5 protein-coding genes are annotated in these 21,764 nt (G+C 34.2%); 2 read left to right on the forward strand and 3 right to left on the reverse strand.

Annotated elements, in window-relative coordinates; translation table 11 throughout:
- Nucleotides 1-33: 33 nt before the first annotated feature.
- Genes CW733_RS05540 through CW733_RS05550 form a run of 3 tightly spaced genes read right to left on the reverse strand, consistent with a single transcriptional unit; the run spans nucleotide 34 to nucleotide 3,585 of the window.
- Nucleotides 34-945, reverse strand: a complete 912-nt coding sequence (locus CW733_RS05540) for a Ppx/GppA phosphatase family protein (RefSeq protein WP_100996255.1) — start codon at nucleotides 943-945, stop codon at nucleotides 34-36.
- Nucleotides 945-3,005: a polyphosphate kinase 1 gene (ppk1, locus tag CW733_RS05545; RefSeq protein ID WP_100996256.1), complete on the reverse strand. Its 2,061-nt coding sequence runs from the start codon at nucleotides 3,003-3,005 to the stop codon at nucleotides 945-947. Before ppk1 ends, CW733_RS05540 begins: the two co-directional genes overlap by 1 nt.
- 40 nt (nucleotides 3,006-3,045) lie before the next feature.
- Nucleotides 3,046-3,585 (reverse strand): histidine phosphatase family protein, encoded by a 540-nt coding sequence (locus CW733_RS05550; protein WP_100996257.1) that lies wholly within the window; start codon nucleotides 3,583-3,585, stop codon nucleotides 3,046-3,048.
- 206 nt (nucleotides 3,586-3,791) lie between these two features.
- Between CW733_RS05550 and CW733_RS05555 the strand changes: the two genes are divergently transcribed.
- The gene (locus tag CW733_RS05555; protein ID WP_100996258.1) at nucleotides 3,792-4,241 is read left to right on the forward strand and encodes a hypothetical protein; all 450 of its coding nucleotides are present in this window, start codon (nucleotides 3,792-3,794) and stop codon (nucleotides 4,239-4,241) included.
- Between the two features lie 35 nt (nucleotides 4,242-4,276).
- Nucleotides 4,277-21,757, forward strand: coding sequence for a gliding motility-associated C-terminal domain-containing protein (locus CW733_RS05560; RefSeq protein ID WP_198520111.1), 17,481 nt, complete (start codon nucleotides 4,277-4,279; stop codon nucleotides 21,755-21,757).
- The last annotated feature ends 7 nt before the right edge of the window (nucleotides 21,758-21,764 follow it).

A 21,764-nucleotide genomic window follows, 5' to 3' on the forward strand; every position in this document is an offset into this window, starting at 1 on the left:
TATAGAATTTAAACAATAAAAAGATAAAGTGTATCATTTTAACTTTGTATGACTTAAAATAGTTTCTTTATACATACTTTTAATAATTCCATCTGCTAATCCAATCTTTGGAACATAAATATCTTTAGCTCCACTCCATTTCATTGCAGATAAATAAATTCTAGTTGCAGGAATAATAACATCTGCTCTATCTTGGTTCATATTAAGTTCTGTTATTCTTTCTTCGTAAGAGTAGCTTTGCAACATATTATAATATGATGTTAAGTAAAAGTATGTTAGTGGTTTGCCTGTTGCTTTTCCTGATGATTTAAAAATGTTATTAATGTTTCCTCCTGAACCTATAACCTCTATAGCATCGTGTTCTTTTGTTTCTTTTTTAACCCATTGCTCTAAGTCTAACCAAGTTTCTTTTTTCACAATATCGTTTAACAAACGAACGGTCCCTATTTTAAAGGATCTTGATGCTGTTTTTTCTCCATTATAAATAACACTAAACTCTGTACTTCCTCCTCCAACATCTACATATAAATAAGTTTTATTTTTATCTATAAAGTTACTTAAATCTGTTGCTGCTATTATTGTAGCTTCTTCTTCTCCATCAATAATATCCACAGTTATTCCTGTAGATTGCTTAATTAAATCTGACACTTCTTTTCCATTACTAGCTTCACGCATTGCAGAGGTTGCACAAGCTTTATATTTATCTACTCGATGCGTTTTCATGAGCAATTTAAAGGCTTGCATTGTATCTAACATTCTGCTAGTGTTTTCCTTTGAAATTTCATCATTTATAAACACATCTGAACCTAAACGAATAGGTACTCTTACCAACGACGTTTTCTTAAAACGCGCTGGTTTGTTTTTCTCTTCTACAATACTGGAAATAAGTAATCTTACAGCATTCGAACCTATATCTATTGCGGCATATTTAAGTATTTTAAGCATTAATTTAATTGTTTTTTATAGTAGTTATACGTTTCAAACTGCGCTCTTATTTTATCGTTATTATCTTGTTTATAAGTATTGCTCTGATTCTTGTCTAAAATTCTTGATTTAACATTGTCTTTCCAGCAGATTTCAAATGTATCTATTAACTCGTCTTTTATATCATTATCGTAAATAGGACAGCTTACTTCTACTCTATTTTCAATATTTCTAGTCATCCAATCTGCCGAAGAAATATACACTTTGGGTGTGTTATCATTACAAAAAACATACAATCTTGTGTGCTCTAAAAACTTATCTATGATACTCACTACTTTTATATTTTCACTCATTCCTTTAACTCCAGGAACAAGGCAACAAATACCTCTAACAATCATCTCTATATTAACACCTGCATTACTAGCTTCGTATAATTTATTTATCATTTTATAGCTTGAAATACTATTCATTTTCAAACGGATATATGCAGGTCTTCCTGCTTTCTTGTTTTTTATTTCAGTATCTATTAAATTAAAAAATGCATTTTTTGTATAATGAGGAGAGGTAATTATATGTTTAAATCTATACACTTTATAGTTAACAGAAAAGAAACTAAAGACTTTATTTATATCTTTTAATATTTTCTGATTTGCAGTAAATAGCGTGTAGTCTGTATATATTTTTGCAGTAGACTCGTTAAAATTCCCTGTACTTATAAAGCCATAACGTACTATTTTATTTTTTTCTTCGCGTTCAATTATACACATTTTACTGTGTACTTTTAAACCTTGAACACCAAAAATAAGTTGTACACCTTCTCGTTGCATTTGCTCTGCATAATCAATGTTTGCTTGCTCATCGAAACGTGCTTGAATTTCCATAGAAACTGTTACTTTTTTACCGTTAATTGCTGCATTAATTAACGAACTAGCAACGTGAGAAATTTGTGCTAACCTATAAATTGTAATTTTTATAGTTTTAACTTTGGGATCTAAAGCTGCTTCTCTTAAAAATTTCACTGTGTATGCAAAAGTATGGTATGGAGTGTATTGCAAATAATCTTTTTTAGCAATAGCTTCGAAAATACTAGTTTCTAAACTTAGCCCTTTTACTGGTAAAGCCTCTATTTTATTGTATAATAAATCTGCTCTCCCTAAACTTGGAAAACTCATATAATCACGTCTATTATGGTATCGTCCTCCAGGTATAATACTATCTGAACTTTCAATTCCCATTTTTGCCATTAAAAAACTTAGTGTTTCTTTATCTATGGTCTTATCATAAACAAAACGCACAGGCTCACCATCTTGTCTATCTTTAACACTATCGCTAATTTTTTCCATAAAACTTTTGCTTAAATCACTTTCAAGATCGAGCTCCGCATCACGAGTAATTTTAATCATGTGAGCAGAAATGGTTTTATAATCGAAAATATTAAAAATATCATCTAAACAATAACGCAAAAGGTCGTCTAGCATTATTATGTAATTTTTGTTTCCTTCCTTTGGAAGCACAACAAAACGATCCATGTTTTTAGAAATTTCAATTAATGCATATTGGTTATCATTATTTTCTAAAGACATATTAATAGCCAAATAAGCAGCGCTATCCTTAAGATTTGGAATTCTAATCTCGTCGTTTAATATTATAGTAACTAACGCAGGACTTACATGTTGAATAAAGTAATTTTTTATGAATTTTTTCTGACTTATACTGATTTGATTTTCCTTTACAATAAAAATATCTTCAGTTTTTAATTTAGACTGAATGTTACTTAAAATACTTAAACTTTCAGACTGCTGTTTAATAACAGTTTCCGTAATAATTTCAAGTAAATCTGAAGCTTTAATTCCTCCTAATTGATTTTTACCTGCTTTTCCTGCTTCATCTATACGTTTAACAGTAGCATATCGTACCTTAAAAAATTCATCAAGATTATTAGAAAAAATACCTAAAAAACGCAAACGTTCAATTAATGGAACATTCTCATCTGCAACCTCTTGCAAAACTCTTCCATTAAATTGCAACCAACTTAATTCCCTGTTAATATAAGTGTAGTTTGGTCTTGTTTTTTTAATCATTTTCATAAAATTTCAACACAAATATATTCTATTATTTGCACTATTTTAAATGTTTTGGAAATACAATTTTCTCTGTTTTTCCTTTAGGTAAGTTTTTCCAACTATTGGCTTCAAAATTAATCTTAACAAAGCCAGATGTAGTAACGTTTTCTATATGAGTATCACCAAGATTATTAGCACAATTTGTAAGTGCAAAATTATGCCCAAAAATCATCACACTATCGAATGAATTATTACAAGACTCGATAACCCGCAAAAGTGATTCTCCTGAAAAATCGTACAATTCTTTTAAATACTTAATGTTTACACTTGCTAAGGCCAAATTTTTAATAAAAATTTCTGCTGTTAATTTTGCTCTTTCTGCAGAACTGCATAAAATCAACTCTGGATTTATCTCACTGTTTTTAAGATAATTAGAAACTAAATTAGCATCCACTATTCCTCTTTTTTTAATAGGTCGCTCAAAATCAGTCAATTCATTATCCCAACAGGATTTAGAATGCCTAATTAAAAATACTGTTTTACTTCTTTTAATCGTGTTTATTTGCGTATTAACGATAAATCGTGTGGTTTTGACCATTAAACGAATATTTTAGTGATTTATCTTCTTTATTTGATTAATAAATAACATTATTATTAATTTGTTTTGCTATTAAACAATTGTGATCCCAAATCAAAACCTAAAACCTGTTACCCTAATTATATTTAAGGTATATCCCTCCAGAGAATTTTTAGAGTATTAGTTTGTTTTCATTTTTTTGATATTAGCAAATTAAACTATAAAGTATGAAAAAAAATATTTTAACTATTTGTATATTCTTTTTTGGTATTCTTTTTGTTTCAGGACAAGAACAATATAAACTTTTTATTGCTGAAAAAAGCGATAGGCCAAATACTGAAAAAACACATTACTACATTTTACAACTTGTTAATGAAACATCTTCTCCAGCTACTTTTAGTTTAAACAATAAAAAGTTTAGTTGTGAGAATAGAGATCATAAACAACATACCGATTTTACTTTTGAGTTTTATAATTTAAATAAAATACAATTGTTAGGCAACATTATTGCTAAAAAAAATAGCTCGGTTAAATTCTATCTTAAAAAGATTGCTCCTGATAATGCTATTAAATCTTCATGGAACTGTAGTTTAATTGAAGCTACAAATATGGAAAACAAAAAAGTAATATCAATATTAATGAATTCATTAGTTCAAGACTCTTCAAGAGTAAACTAAAATAAATGCATAAAAAATATTCCAAAAATTGGATTATGAAGAATCTTATTATTTTACATATAAAAAAATTAACGTTAGTTACACTTATGCTTTTAAGTCTAACTTCTGTTTTTTCACAAGTACAACAACAATTTACTCCTAGGTTTAATCAAGCTGTAAAAGGAGATTTTGGTATGGTAGCAAATAATATGCTATCTAGAACTGCTACTGGTGATTATGTTGGAGAAGCTGGTAACCACGATTTTACAGATAATGTCTATGTAGATATTGATAGTGATGCCACAACATTTAACTCAAGTAGTGCTAATTTTAAAAACCCTGCACCTAATGCAAAGTGTTTATCTATAATAAGAGCTTATTTATATTGGGCAGCCGCAGATAAAGAACTTAGTAATGGTGGAGACAACCAGCCAAGCTGGAATTTCGATGATGTAAAGTTAATGCTACCTGGGCAAACAACTTATACGACCTTAACTGCAGACCAGGTTTTATTTAGAGGTCGTACTACACATTTTATAAATGATCCCTATGTATGTGTAAAAGATATTTCTTCTTTAGTAAGTAACTTAGCTAACCCATTTGGTAAATACCAAGTAGCAAATGTTGAAGCAAAAACAGGCTCGGTATCTTCCCACGATGGCAATAATACTGGAACATCTGCTGGATGGCAGGTGGTTTTTGTTTATGAAAGCCCAGACTTAAAACAAAAAAATATTACACTTTTTGATGGTTATGCACATGTAACAAGTTCAACTAATAATTTTGATATTGACTTTAATGGTTTTGTTACAGTTCCTAATGGAGCTGTAAAATCGAATGCATTAATAGGTGCTTTAGAAGGAGATAGAGATTTAAGTGGAGACCGCTTACAAATTAGAAATACAGCTAATACTTTTGTAGATATTGATTCTCCATTAAGAGACGCAAGTAACTTTTTTAACAGTAGAATTACTATTGGTAATAGTAATGGTAGTAATAATTTTACCGACCGTAATCCTGCAAGTACAAATACATTAGGTTTTGATGCTGGTCTCTTTCCATTAAAAAACGATGGAAATAAATTAATAGATAACAACCAAACTTCTGCTACTTTTAGATTAACTTCTAATCAAGAAACTTATGGGTTATACCTTATGGGTTTAGCTATAGAAGTTTATAAACCAGATATTAGTCCTGTTGTTCTAAATTTAGCTTCTGGAAATGCTACTTTAGATCCAGGAAGTACTATTAATTTTGATTTTAATATTATTAACTCTGGTAATGATGATGTAAAAGACTTAGTTATATCTACTACTGTGCCATCACAAGTAGCAAACGTAATAGTAAATAATTTGCCTACAGGTGTTAGTTACACATTGGTATCTAATGTTTTAACTTTTACTGTTGATAATGGATTAGTTTACCAAGGAAGCCCAGAATTATTTATAGAATTTGAATTTATTATTCAAGATGAGTGTTATTTTTTAGAAGACTCATGCGATTTAGAATTTGGAACTCAATTTTCTGCAAATTATGTTGGAGAAATAAATCCTGATCCACAAACAACTGTAAGTTCATCTGGTGTTGATGGTTGTAATCTTGGTAATATGCTACCATACACCATTAATGTTAATCAACCTATTGCAACTTGGGATACAGCTGCTGGGAATTTAGATAGAACTGTAGAATGTAATAACTCGTTAAAATTACAACAAGCACAAGCACTTGTTCCTGTAGCTTCATGTGTTGGTTTAACAGCTGTTAAAAATGCTGGAGGGTTTGTTGCAGATCAATCTTGTGCTAATAATGGTACTTATACTAATACATTTAATTTTATAGATGTATGTGGTGTTACCATTTCTAATTATACACAAGTTATTACTGTTTTAGATACTACAAATCCTGAATTTTCTACAAGTTTACCTACAGATATTACTGTAGATTGCAACAACATTCCTGATCCTACTGAAATTCAAGCAACAGATAATTGTGGAGTTGCTGTTGTAACTTTTGATGAAACAAGAGTTAATGGATCATGTCCTGGTAATTATACATTAACAAGAATATGGACTGCTACAGACCAATGCAATTTAACCGTTACACATACACAAACAATTAGTGTCGAAGACAATACACCTCCTGTTTTTATTGAAAGCTTACCTCCTAATCAAACGGTAAACTTTAATAGTATTCCAAATGCACCTACATTAACTGCAAATGATAATTGTGGAGATGTTGATGTTATCTTTACAGAGGAGCAACTAGGAGATATATGTAATGGTAGTTATACATTAACAAGAACATGGACTGCTAAAGATGAGTGTGACTTAACAACAGAGCATATACAAATTTTAACCGTAACACAACCTGTTCTTGATGCAACAATTACTGCACAAACTAACGTGCTTTGTTTCGGTTTAGCTACTGGTTCTGCAACTGCTGCTGGTGTTGATGGCACTGGTGGATACACATACTCATGGAATACTTCGCCAGTACAAACTGGAACAACTGCTTCTAACTTAACTGATGGAACTTATACGGTTACTGTTACCGATACTAATGGTTGTACTGATACTGTCAATGTAACTATTACGGAACCAACTGCAGCACTTCAAACTGGTGCTTCTAGTACAGATGAAACATGTAATAATTGCGACGATGGGACTTTAAGTTCTACTCCAACTGGTGGCTCTCTAACTTATGTAACCTATGTCTGGGATTTATTAAGTTTAGAAACTGATGGTTCTTCTCAAACTGGTATTTATAATATTCAAAATGTTTCTAATGTTCCTCCTGGAACATACCAAGTAACTGTTACAGACTCCAATGGTTGTTCTGCAACGGATAGTGTTGTTATCGATCCTTTTAATTGTAATACCGCTGTAGTTATAGACTCTATAATACCAACAGATGTAGATTGTAAAGGTAATGCTACAGGTAGTGCCATGGCAAATGTAACAGCAAACTTTCTTCCATTAACATACCAATGGACAAACTCTTCAAATACAATAGTTGGTGGTAACTCGTCTACACTCTCTAATATTATAACTGGTGTTTATACTGTACTTGTTATTGATAACAAAGGATGTTTTTCTGAAGCTAGTGTAACAATTGGTGAGCCTGTTGATGTATTAGTTGCTAATGCAAGTACCAATGTAAATCAACAAACTTTAAATGGAACTGAAGGAGAAGTAACAGCTAATCCTACTGGAGGAACAGTTGTATATACTTACTCATGGGCCAATGCAAATTCACCATTAGTAGAAATTGGAATAACACAAACTTTAGGAAGCTTACTTCCTGGAGATTATATAGTAACAGTTACAGATTCTAAGGGATGTATTGCAACTTCTACCACAACTATAAATGCTATAAATTGTAATATTAGTTTAAATGGAAGTTTTACTGAAATTCTTTGTAATGGAAATACTTCAACTGCAACAGCAACTATAACTGGAGGAACTGCACCATTCACATATACTTGGACTGATGCTACTAATACAGTTATTCAAACTACTAATACCACTAATTTAACAGATAGCGCTACTGGATTACAAGCTGGTGAGTATACTGTGTCTGTATTAGATTTTCAAGCTTGTCCAACAACAACGACGATAACAATTATACAGCCTGCAATTTTAAGCCTTGGAATTGCAATTAATCCCGTTGCTTGTAAAGGTGATGCTACTGGTTCTATAGATTTAACAGTTAGTGGTGGATCACCAGGATACACATATTCATGGATTAAAGATGGTGTTGCCATTACAAATACAACTCAAGATTTAAATAATTTATTAATTGGTTTATACGAAGTAACAGTAACTGACATTAAAGGATGTACTGCTGTTATTTCAAGAGAAATTACAGAACCTAGTGAAATTGTTGGTGTTACTATCGCTGGTAATATTACTAATATAGTATGTTTTGGTGATACTACTGGTGAATTAACTGCCAATTCTACAGGTGGAACTGTTGGTTCTGTAAGTGATTATTCATACTCTTGGGATACTAACCCAATTCAAACTACCCAAACTATTAGTAACCTAGGTGTTGGTTCTTATACAGTAACAACTACTGATCTTAATGGCTGTGAAGCTAGTGAAACTTATACTATTACTGGTCCATTAACTGCTCTTACAGCTTCCATTACTTCTCAAACCAATGTTGTTTGTGGAGCTTCTAACGGTCTGGCAACTATTACTCCAACAGGAGGAATGGAACCATATACTTATGCTTGGGATGATACATCTAATCAAAATACAGCTACTGCAACAAATTTAGCTAGTAATACATATAATGTCATTGTAACCGATCTATATGGTTGTACAGTTGCATTACCTGTTACGATAAGTGACTCTTGTATTGCACTTGTAAAAACTGCTATATTTAATGATGAAAATCAAGATAATTGTGCGAATGTTGATGAAACAATATCTTACACTTTCACTCTTACAAATACAGGAAATGCAAATGTAAATAATATAGCCCTTACAGATCCATTACTTCAAATGCCTAACCCAGTTGTTCCTATTGTATTGGTTTCTGGTGATACAAATAATGATAACGAATTAGATCCTACAGAAACATGGATATATACTGCTGAATATGCAGTAACTCAAACTAATATAGATTCTGGTCAAGTAACTAATCAAGCTACTGTAACAGTATCAACATTAGATAATGTAACTATATCTGACATCTCTGGTATAACAACTACTACAGATGATGCAACTGTGATTACATTATGTACAGAGGAAGGAATAGCACTTGTTAAAGCTGCAGTCTTTAATGATGAAGATCAAGATAATTGTACTGATGTTGGTGAAACTATTTCTTATACTTTCACTTTAACAAATACGGGTAATGTATCTATAGATACTATTGTATTAACTGATCCATTACTTGAAGCTCCTAACCCAGTTGTCGCTATTGTATTGGTTTCTGGTGATACTGATAATGATAACGAATTAGATCCTACGGAAACTTGGACATATACTGCTGACTATACAGTAACGCAAGCTGATATTGATGCCGCTCAAGTGACTAACCAAGCAACGGTTAATGGACAAAACGTATTGACTGATGCGCCTGTATCTGATATCTCTGGTACTACAGCAACTACAGATGATGCTACTGTGATTACTTTATGTCAAGGTGATACAACTATAGCGCTTGTTAAAGCAGCAGTCTTTAATGATGAAGATCAAGATAATTGTACTGATGTTGGTGAAACTGTTTCTTATACTTTCACTTTAACAAATACTGGTAATGTATCTATAGATACTATTGTATTAACTGATCCATTACTTGAAGCTCCTAACCCAGTTGTCGCTATTGTATTGGTTTCTGGTGATACTGATAATGATAACGAATTAGATCCTACGGAAACTTGGACATATACTGCTGACTATACAGTAACGCAAGCTGATATTGATGCCGCTCAAGTAACTAACCAAGCAACGGTTAATGGACAAAACGTATTGACTGATGCGCCTGTATCTGATATCTCTGGTACTACAGCAACTACAGATGATGCTACTGTGATTACTTTATGTCAAGGTGATACAACTATAGCGCTTGTTAAAGCAGCAGTCTTTAATGATGAAGATCAAGATAATTGTACTGATGTTGGTGAAACTGTTTCTTATACTTTCACTTTAACAAATACTGGTAATGTCTCTATAGATACTATCGTATTAACTGATCCATTACTTGAAGCTCCTAACCCAGTTGTCGCTATTGTATTGGTTTCTGGTGATACTGATAATGATAACGAATTAGATCCTACGGAAACTTGGACATATACTGCTGACTATACAGTAACGCAAGCTGATATTGATGCCGCTCAAGTGACTAACCAAGCAACGGTTAATGGGCAAAACGTATTGACTGATGCGCCTGTATCTGATATCTCTGGTACTACAGCAACTACAGATGATGCTACTGTGATTACTTTATGTCAAGGTGATACAACTATAGCGCTTGTTAAAGCAGCAGTCTTTAATGATGAAGATCAAGATAATTGTACTGATGTTGGTGAAACTGTTTCTTATACTTTCACTTTAACAAATACTGGTAATGTATCTATAGATACTATTGTATTAACTGATCCATTACTTGAAGCTCCTAACCCAGTTGTCGCTATTGTATTGGTTTCTGGTGATACTGATAATGATAACGAATTAGATCCTACGGAAACTTGGACATATACTGCTGACTATACAGTAACGCAAGCTGATATTGATGCCGCTCAAGTAACTAACCAAGCAACGGTTAATGGACAAAACGTATTGACTGATGCGCCTGTATCTGATATCTCTGGTACTACAGCAACTACAGATGATGCTACTGTGATTACTTTATGTCAAGGTGATACAACTATAGCGCTTGTTAAAGCAGCAGTCTTTAATGATGAAGATCAAGATAATTGTACTGATGTTGGTGAAACTGTTTCTTATACTTTCACTTTAACAAATACTGGTAATGTCTCTATCGATACTATCGTATTAACTGATCCATTACTTGAAGCTCCTAACCCAGTTGTCGCTATTGTATTGGTTTCTGGTGATACTGATAATGATAACGAATTAGATCCTACGGAAACTTGGACATATACTGCTGACTATACAGTAACGCAAGCTGATATTGATGCCGCTCAAGTGACTAACCAAGCAACGGTTAATGGGCAAAACGTATTGACTGATGCGCCTGTATCTGATATCTCTGGTACTACAGCAACTACAGATGATGCTACTGTGATTACTTTATGTCAAGGTGATACAACTATAGCGCTTGTTAAAGCAGCAGTCTTTAATGATGAAGATCAAGATAATTGTACTGATGTTGGTGAAACTATTTCTTATACTTTCACTTTAACAAATACGGGTAATGTATCTATAGATACTATTGTATTAACTGATCCATTACTTGAAGCTCCTAACCCAGTTGTCGCTATTGTATTGGTTTCTGGTGATACTGATAATGATAACGAATTAGATCCTACGGAAACTTGGACATATACTGCTGACTATACAGTAACGCAAGCTGATATTGATGCCGCTCAAGTGACTAACCAAGCAACGGTTAATGGACAAAACGTATTGACTGATGCGCCTGTATCTGATATCTCTGGTACTACAGCAACTACAGATGATGCTACTGTGATTACTTTATGTCAAGGTGATACAACAATCGCGCTTGTTAAAGCAGCAGTCTTTAATGATGAAGATCAAGATAATTGTACTGATGTTGGTGAAACTGTTTCTTATACTTTCACTTTAACAAATACTGGTAATGTCTCTATCGATACTATTGTATTAACTGATCCATTACTTGAAGCTCCTAACCCAGTTGTCGCTATTGTATTGGTTTCTGGTGATACTGATAATGATAACGAATTAGATCCTACGGAAACTTGGACATATACTGCTGACTATACAGTAACGCAAGCTGATATTGATGCCGCTCAAGTGACTAACCAAGCAACGGTTAATGGGCAAAACGTATTGACTGATGCGCCTGTATCTGATATCTCTGGTACTACAGCAACTACAGATGATGCTACTGTGATTACTTTATGTCAAGGTGATACAACTATAGCGCTTGTTAAAGCAGCAGTCTTTAATGATGAAGATCAAGATAATTGTACTGATGTTGGTGAAACTGTTTCTTATACTTTCACTTTAACAAATACTGGTAATGTCTCTATCGATACTATCGTATTAACTGATCCATTACTTGAAGCTCCTAACCCAGTTGTCGCTATTGTATTGGTTTCTGGTGATACTGATAATGATAACGAATTAGATCCTACGGAAACTTGGACATATACTGCTGACTATACAGTAACGCAAGCTGATATTGATGCCGCTCAAGTAACAAACCAAGCAACGGTTAACGGACAAAATGTTCTTACAGATGCGCCAGTAAATGATATCTCTGGTACTACAGCAACTACAGATGATGCTACTGTGATTACTTTATGTCAAGGTGATACAACTATAGCGCTTGTTAAAGCAGCAGTCTTTAATGATGAAGATCAAGATAATTGTACTGATGTTGGTGAAACTATTTCTTATACTTTCACTTTAACAAATACGGGTAATGTATCTATAGATACTATTGTATTAACTGATCCATTACTTGAAGCTCCTAACCCAGTTGTCGCTATTGTATTGGTTTCTGGTGATACTGATAATGATAACGAATTAGATCCTACGGAAACTTGGACATATACTGCTGACTATACAGTAACGCAAGCTGATATTGATGCCGCTCAAGTGACTAACCAAGCAACGGTTAATGGGCAAAACGTATTGACTGATGCGCCTGTATCTGATATCTCTGGTACTACAGCAACTACAGATGATGCTACTGTGATTACTTTATGTCAAGGTGATACAACTATAGCGCTTGTTAAAGCAGCAGTCTTTAATGATGAAGATCAAGATAATTGTACTGATGTTGGTGAAACTGTTTCTTATACTTTCACTTTAACAAATACTGGTAATGTCTCTATAGATACTATCGTATTAACTGATCCATTACTTGAAGCTCCTAACCCAGTTGTCGCTATTGTATTGGTTTCTGGTGATACTGATAATGATAACGAATTAGATCCTACGGAAACTTGGACATATACTGCTGACTATACAGTAACGCAAGCTGATATTGATGCCGCTCAAGTGACTAACCAAGCAACGGTTAATGGACAAAACGTATTGACTGATGCGCCTGTATCTGATATCTCTGGTACTACAGCAACTACAGATGATGCTACTGTGATTACTTTATGTCAAGGTGATACAACTATAGCGCTTGTTAAAGCAGCAGTCTTTAATGATGAAGATCAAGATAATTGTACTGATGTTGGTGAAACTGTTTCTTATACTTTCACTTTAACAAATACTGGTAATGTCTCTATAGATACTATCGTATTAACTGATCCATTACTTGAAGCTCCTAACCCAGTTGTCGCTATTGTATTGGTTTCTGGTGATACTGATAATGATAACGAATTAGATCCTACGGAAACTTGGACATATACTGCTGACTATACAGTAACGCAAGCTGATATTGATGCCGCTCAAGTAACTAACCAAGCAACGGTTAATGGACAAAACGTATTGACTGATGCGCCTGTATCTGATATCTCTGGTACTACAGCAACTACAGATGATGCTACTGTGATTACTTTATGTCAAGGTGATACAACTATAGCGCTTGTTAAAGCAGCAGTCTTTAATGATGAAGATCAAGATAATTGTACTGATGTTGGTGAAACTGTTTCTTATACTTTCACTTTAACAAATACTGGTAATGTATCTATAGATACTATTGTATTAACTGATCCATTACTTGAAGCTCCTAACCCAGTTGTCGCTATTGTATTGGTTTCTGGTGATACTGATAATGATAACGAATTAGATCCTACGGAAACTTGGACATATACTGCTGACTATACAGTAACGCAAGCTGATATTGATGCCGCTCAAGTGACTAACCAAGCAACGGTTAATGGACAAAACGTATTGACTGATGCGCCTGTATCTGATATCTCTGGTACTACAGCAACTACAGATGATGCTACTGTGATTACTTTATGTCAAGGTGATACAACTATAGCGCTTGTTAAAGCAGCAGTCTTTAATGATGAAGATCAAGATAATTGTACTGATGTTGGTGAAACTGTTTCTTATACTTTCACTTTAACAAATACTGGTAATGTCTCTATCGATACTATCGTATTAACTGATCCATTACTTGAAGCTCCTAACCCAGTTGTCGCTATTGTATTGGTTTCTGGTGATACTGATAATGATAACGAATTAGATCCTACGGAAACTTGGACATATACTGCTGACTATACAGTAACGCAAGCTGATATTGATGCCGCTCAAGTGACTAACCAAGCAACGGTTAATGGACAAAACGTATTGACTGATGCGCCTGTATCTGATATCTCTGGTACTACAGCAACTACAGATGATGCTACTGTGATTACTTTATGTCAAGGTGATACAACTATAGCGCTTGTTAAAGCAGCAGTCTTTAATGATGAAGATCAAGATAATTGTACTGATGTTGGTGAAACTGTTTCTTATACTTTCACTTTAACAAATACTGGTAATGTATCTATAGATACTATTGTATTAACTGATCCATTACTTGAAGCTCCTAACCCAGTTGTCGCTATTGTATTGGTTTCTGGTGATACTGATAATGATAACGAATTAGATCCTACGGAAACTTGGACATATACTGCTGACTATACAGTAACGCAAGCTGATATTGATGCCGCTCAAGTAACTAACCAAGCAACGGTTAATGGACAAAACGTATTGACTGATGCGCCTGTATCTGATATCTCTGGTACTACAGCAACTACAGATGATGCTACTGTGATTACTTTATGTCAAGGTGATACAACTATAGCGCTTGTTAAAGCAGCAGTCTTTAATGATGAAGATCAAGATAATTGTACTGATGTTGGTGAAACTGTTTCTTATACTTTCACTTTAACAAATACTGGTAATGTATCTATAGATACTATTGTATTAACTGATCCATTACTTGAAGCTCCTAACCCAGTTGTCGCTATTGTATTGGTTTCTGGTGATACTGATAATGATAACGAATTAGATCCTACGGAAACTTGGACATATACTGCTGACTATACAGTAACGCAAGCTGATATTGATGCCGCTCAAGTGACTAACCAAGCAACGGTTAATGGGCAAAACGTATTGACTGATGCGCCTGTATCTGATATCTCTGGTACTACAGCAACTACAGATGATGCTACTGTGATTACTTTATGTCAAGGTGATACAACAATCGCGCTTGTTAAAGCAGCAGTCTTTAATGATGAAGATCAAGATAATTGTACTGATGTTGGTGAAACTGTTTCTTATACTTTCACTTTAACAAATACTGGTAATGTCTCTATAGATACTATCGTATTAACTGATCCATTACTTGAAGCTCCTAACCCAGTTGTCGCTATTGTATTGGTTTCTGGTGATACTGATAATGATAACGAATTAGATCCTACGGAAACTTGGACATATACTGCTGACTATACAGTAACGCAAGCTGATATTGATGCCGCTCAAGTGACTAACCAAGCAACGGTTAATGGGCAAAACGTATTGACTGATGCGCCTGTATCTGATATCTCTGGTACTACAGCAACTACAGATGATGCTACTGTGATTACTTTATGTCAAGGTGATACAACTATAGCGCTTGTTAAAGCAGCAGTCTTTAATGATGAAGATCAAGATAATTGTACTGATGTTGGTGAAACTGTTTCTTATACTTTCACTTTAACAAATACTGGTAATGTCTCTATCGATACTATCGTATTAACTGATCCATTACTTGAAGCTCCTAACCCAGTTGTCGCTATTGTATTGGTTTCTGGTGATACTGATAATGATAACGAATTAGATCCTACGGAAACTTGGACATATACTGCTGACTATACAGTAACGCAAGCTGATATTGATGCCGCTCAAGTAACAAACCAAGCAACGGTTAACGGACAAAATGTTCTTACAGATGCGCCAGTAAATGATATCTCTGGTACTACAGCAACTACAGATGATGCTACTGTGATTACTTTATGTCAAGGTGATACAACTATAGCGCTTGTTAAAGCAGCAGTCTTTAATGATGAAGATCAAGATAATTGTACTGATGTTGGTGAAACTGTTTCTTATACTTTCACTTTAACAAATACTGGTAATGTCTCTATCGATACTATCGTATTAACTGATCCATTACTTGAAGCTCCTAACCCAGTTGTCGCTATTGTATTGGTTTCTGGTGATACTGATAATGATAACGAATTAGATCCTACGGAAACTTGGACATATACTGCTGACTATACAGTAACGCAAGCTGATATTGATGCCGCTCAAGTAACAAACCAAGCAACGGTTAACGGACAAAATGTTCTTACAGATGCGCCAGTAAATGATATCTCTGGTACTACAGCAACTACAGATGATGCTACTGTGATTACTTTATGTCAAGGTGATGGTACTATTACAATCGTAAAATCTGCTACTATTGCAAACGGCGAACCTTGTTTAAATGTTGGTAGTGAAATAATTTATACTTTCACTGTAATAAATACAAGTACAGTATCAATTAACACGGTAACTATTAACGATACCTTATTAGGTGGTGATATTACAGCAACGCTTACACTTGCTGGTGATGATGGAGATAATATTCTTCAACCTATAGAAACGTGGATTTATACTGCTCTTAATTATACTGTAACTCAAGCTGATGTTGATGCTGGTATTATTACCAACACAGTAACTGCTGATGGTTTTGAGCCTAATGCAACTCCTGTTGTTCAAGCAACCGATACTTACATTATTGATGAGAATAACACAGATATTACACTCTGTCCTCCTACTTCTGGTATTAACATTGTTAAAACGGCTGTTATTACAAATGGTGATCCTTGTTTAACTGTTAATAGTGAAATGACTTATACTTTCACATTAACTAATACTGGTACAGTATCTGTAAATAATATCTTAATTACAGATGTTTTATTAAACATTGATAACACAAATAACAACTTACTTACACTTGTAGGTGATACTAATAATGATGGTGTACTTGAACCTACAGAAACGTGGATTTATACTGCTCCTAATTATACTGTAACTCAAGCTGATGTTGATGCTGGTATTATTACCAACACAGTAATTGCTAATGGTGTGGAAGTTCTTAATGATACCGATGTAACGGCAACTAGTACACATACAACTGGTTCTGATATTACATTCTGTCCTCCTACTTTTGGTATTAACATTGTTAAAACTGGAATTTTCAATAATGAGAACGGAAATGATTGTACAGAGATTGATGAAACAATAACTTATACATTCACAGTAACTAATACTGGAAGTATTTCATTAGAAAATGTAATTATTTCGGATCCATTATTAGCCAACGCTACTCCTCCAGTTTTAATTGAATTTGTTTCGGGAGATATCGATGGAGACACTCAATTAGATGTAACTGAAATTTGGGAATATACAGCAACTTATTTAGTTACTCAAATAGATATAGACGCTACAGAAGTTAATAATACAGCTACTGCAACTGCTCAAGAAGTTCTAACCGGAACAACCCAAACTTCAACATCTCAAATAATAACTGAGTTAATAGAAGATGTATTACCTCCAGACATTTCTAATTGTGATGTTCTAGATGAAACTGTTGAATGTAATGGTACTGAAAATGAAAATATCGCAATAAATTGGGATACTGCAAATATTTTAGCACTACAAAATTGTGCAACTGATGCATGTGATAATAACTTTACAGTAACTTCAGATTATGACTTTGGAAACCTAGTTTCTACTTGTGGTCTTGGAGGAACAATTTTCGTTACTTATACCCTAACAGATGCCACTGGGAATTCTAGTGCTTTTACAGCTACTTTAACTATCGAAGATACAACTGCACCAGACTTAACTTTATGTACTGATGTGGCTGATACGACTTTAGAATGTAGCGGAACTAATAATGATACACTAGCTACTGAATGGGATGCTGCTAACATATTAGCACTTACAACTTGTCCAACAGACGATTGCGATGCTGATGCCGTTTACACAGTAACTTCAGATTTCGATTTTGCTAACCTGGTTTCTACTTGTGGTCTTGGTGGTACTGTATTAGTAACTTATACTATTGCAGACGATTGTGGTAATAGTATTAACACTTCAGCTAATTTAACTATCGAAGATACAACTGCACCAGACTTAACTTTATGTACTGATGTGGCTGATACGACTTTAGAATGTAGCGGAACTAATAATGATACACTAGCTACTGAATGGGATGCTGCTAACATATTAGCACTTACAACTTGTCCAACAGACGATTGCGATGCTGATGCCGTTTACACAGTAACTTCAGATTTCGACTTTGCTAACCTGGTTTCAACTTGTGGTCTTGGTGGTACTGTATTAGTAACTTATACTATTGCAGACGATTGTGGTAATAGTATTAACACTTCAGCTACTTTAACTATCGAAGATACAACTGGACCAGACTTAACTTTATGTACTGATGTGGCTGATACGACTTTAGAATGTAGCGGAACTAATAATGATACACTAGCTACTGAATGGGATGCTGCTAACATATTAGCACTTACAACTTGTCCAACAGACGATTGCGATGCTGATGCCGTTTACACAGTAACTTCAGATTTCGATTTTGCTAACCTGGTTTCTACTTGTGGTCTTGGTGGTACTGTATTAGTAACTTATACTATTGCAGACGATTGTGGTAATAGTATTAACACTTCAGCTAATTTAACTATCGAAGATACAACTGGACCAGACTTAACTTTATGTACTGATGTGGCTGATACGACTTTAGAATGTAGCGGAACTAATAATGATACACTAGCTACTGAATGGGATGCTGCTAACATATTAGCACTTACAACTTGTCCAACAGACGATTGCGATGCTGATGCGACATACACAGTAACTTCAGATTTCGATTTTGCTAACCTGGTTTCAACTTGTGGACTTGGTGGTACAGTATTAGTAACTTATACTATTGCAGACGATTGTGGTAATAGTATTAACACTTCAGCTACTTTAACTATCGAAGATACTACTGCACCAGACTTAACTTTATGTACTAATGTAGCTGATACGACTTTAGAATGTAACGGAACTAATAATGATACACTAGCTACTGAATGGGATGCTGCTAACATATTAGCACTTACAACTTGTCCAACAGACGATTGCGATGCTGATGCGACATACACAGTAACTTCAGATTTCGATTTTGCTAACCTGGTTTCAACTTGTGGACTTGGTGGTACAGTATTAGTAACTTATACTATTGCAGACGATTGTGGTAATAGTATTAACACTTCAGCTACTTTAACTATCGAAGATACTACTGCACCAGACTTAACTTTATGTACTAATGTAGCTGATACGACTTTAGAATGTAACGGAACTAATAATGATACACTAGCTACTGAATGGGATGCTGCTAACATATTAGCACTTACAACTTGTCCAACAGACGATTGCGATGCTGATGCGACATACACAGTAACTTCAGATTTCGATTTTGCTAACCTGGTTTCAACTTGTGGACTTGGTGGTACAGTATTAGTAACTTATACTATTGCAGACGATTGTGGTAATAGTATTAACACTTCAGCTACTTTAACTATCGAAGATACTACTGCACCAGACTTAACTTTATGTACTAATGTAGCTGATACGACTTTAGAATGTAACGGAACTAATAATGATACACTAGCTACTGAATGGGATGCTGCTAACATATTAGCACTTACAACTTGTCCAACAGACGATTGCGATGCTGATGCGACATACACAGTAACTTCAGATTTCGATTTTGCTAACCTGGTTTCAACTTGTGGACTTGGTGGTACAGTATTAGTAACTTATACTATTGCAGACGATTGTGGTAATAGTATTAACACTTCAGCTACTTTAACTATCGAAGATACTACTGCACCAGACTTAACTTTATGTACTAATGTAGCTGATACGACTTTAGAATGTAACGGAACTAATAATGATACACTAGCTACTGAATGGGATGCTGCTAACATATTAGCACTTACAACTTGTCCAACAGACGATTGCGATGCTGATGCGACATACACAGTAACTTCAGATTTCGATTTTGCTAACCTGGTTTCTACTTGTGGTCTTGGTGGTACTGTATTAGTAACTTATACTATTGCAGACGATTGTGGTAATAGTATTAACACTTCAGCTAATTTAACTATCGAAGATACAACTGCACCAGACTTAACTTTATGTACTGATGTGGCTGATACGACTTTAGAATGTAGCGGAACTAATAATGATACACTAGCTACTGAATGGGATGCTGCTAACATATTAGCACTTACAACTTGTCCAACAGACGATTGCGATGCTGATGCCGTTTACACAGTAACTTCAGATTTCGATTTTGCTAACCTGGTTTCTACTTGTGGTCTTGGTGGTACTGTATTAGTAACTTATACTATTGCAGACGATTGTGGTAATAGTATTAACACTTCAGCTAATTTAACTATCGAAGATACAACTGGACCAGACTTAACTTTATGTACTGATGTGGCTGATACGACTTTAGAATGTAGCGGAACTAATAATGATACACTAGCTACTGAATGGGATGCTGCTAACATATTAGCACTTACAACTTGTCCAACAGACGATTGCGATGCTGATGCCGTTTACACAGTAACTTCAGATTTCGACTTTGCTAACCTGGTTTCAACTTGTGGTCTTGGTGGTACTGTATTAGTAACTTATACTATTGCAGACGATTGTGGTAATAGTATTAATACTTCAGCTACTTTAACTATCGAAGATACAACTGCACCAGACTTAACTTTATGTACTGATGTGGCTGATACGACTTTAGAATGTAATGGTAGTGAAAATGAAACGATGGCTAATGATTGGAACGCAACAAACCTTGCTACTCTATTATCTTGCGGAGTTGATGCTTGTGATGCTGAAGCTACAAATACAGTAACCTCTAATTATGCTTTTGTTAATTTAAATTCAGATTGTGGTGCTGGAGGAACAATTGAAGTAACATATACTGTTGCTGATGACTGTGGAAACGAATCGATTTTAATCGCTACTTTAACAATAGAAGACACGGTTGCTCCTACTTTATTAACAAGTATCGAGCCTGAATCTTATGTTATCTGTTCTCAAATTCCAGTACCTCCAACTTTAGAGTTTTCAGATGAATGTTCTAATGTAGATGTTACTATAGATTTTAATGAAACAAATAATAACCTTGGTGATGGAGAAGATTACCAAATTATTTGGGAATGGACTGTTAGTGATAGTTGTGATAACTCTAACGTTTATACTCATATAGTTAATGTTGTTAGTGAAGATTTTGTTATTGATCATAATGATGATCATTGTACTATTGATGGAGAAGTTGATTTATTTGATTACCTATATTTAGTAGATGATATCGACGACTCTGGAACATGGATAGTAGAACAAGGAGATGTTATTTTAAATAATGACGGAACTTTCGATCCTATAGATTTAGAACTTGGTGATTATATATTTAATTACTCTGTAACAAATGGAGATTGTAGAGCTACAATTAGAGTTACAATACAAATTACAGATGAATGTGTAGTAAAACCATGTGGTGTCGAAGGGTTTATTATTTCTAAAGCTGTAACGCCAAATGGTGATGGACATAACGATTTCTTCACTATACAAGGTGACTTAAAATGTGGTTTCATAATAGATTTACAAATATTTAACCGTTATGGTGGCATAATTTATGATGCCAAAGATTATAAAAATGATTGGAGTGGTCAAGCTATTAAACAATCTTTAGGTAAAGCAGACAAGCTTCCAAATGGCACATATTATTATGTTATAATATTAAGAGAAAGTGGTTTAGACCCTATTACTGGTCCATTGTATTTAGGTACAAAATAAAAAATTG

The sequence above is a fragment of the Lacinutrix sp. Bg11-31 genome (assembly GCF_002831665.1).
In the GTDB taxonomy this organism is placed as follows: Bacteria; Bacteroidota; Bacteroidia; order Flavobacteriales; family Flavobacteriaceae; genus Lacinutrix.

Bases quoted from the DNA above. Each gene is read 5' to 3' on its own strand.
- CW733_RS05550 (WP_100996257.1), bottom strand. From the start codon at position 3,585: ATGGTCAAAACCACACGATTTATCGTTAATACGCAAATAAACACGATT.
- CW733_RS05540 (WP_100996255.1), bottom strand. From the start codon at position 945: ATGCTTAAAATACTTAAATATGCCGCAATAGATATAGGTTCGAATGCT.
- CW733_RS05555 (WP_100996258.1), top strand. From the start codon at position 3,792: ATGAAAAAAAATATTTTAACTATTTGTATATTCTTTTTTGGTATTCTT.
- ppk1 (WP_100996256.1), bottom strand. From the start codon at position 3,005: ATGATTAAAAAAACAAGACCAAACTACACTTATATTAACAGGGAATTA.
- CW733_RS05560 (WP_198520111.1), top strand. From the start codon at position 4,277: ATGAAGAATCTTATTATTTTACATATAAAAAAATTAACGTTAGTTACA.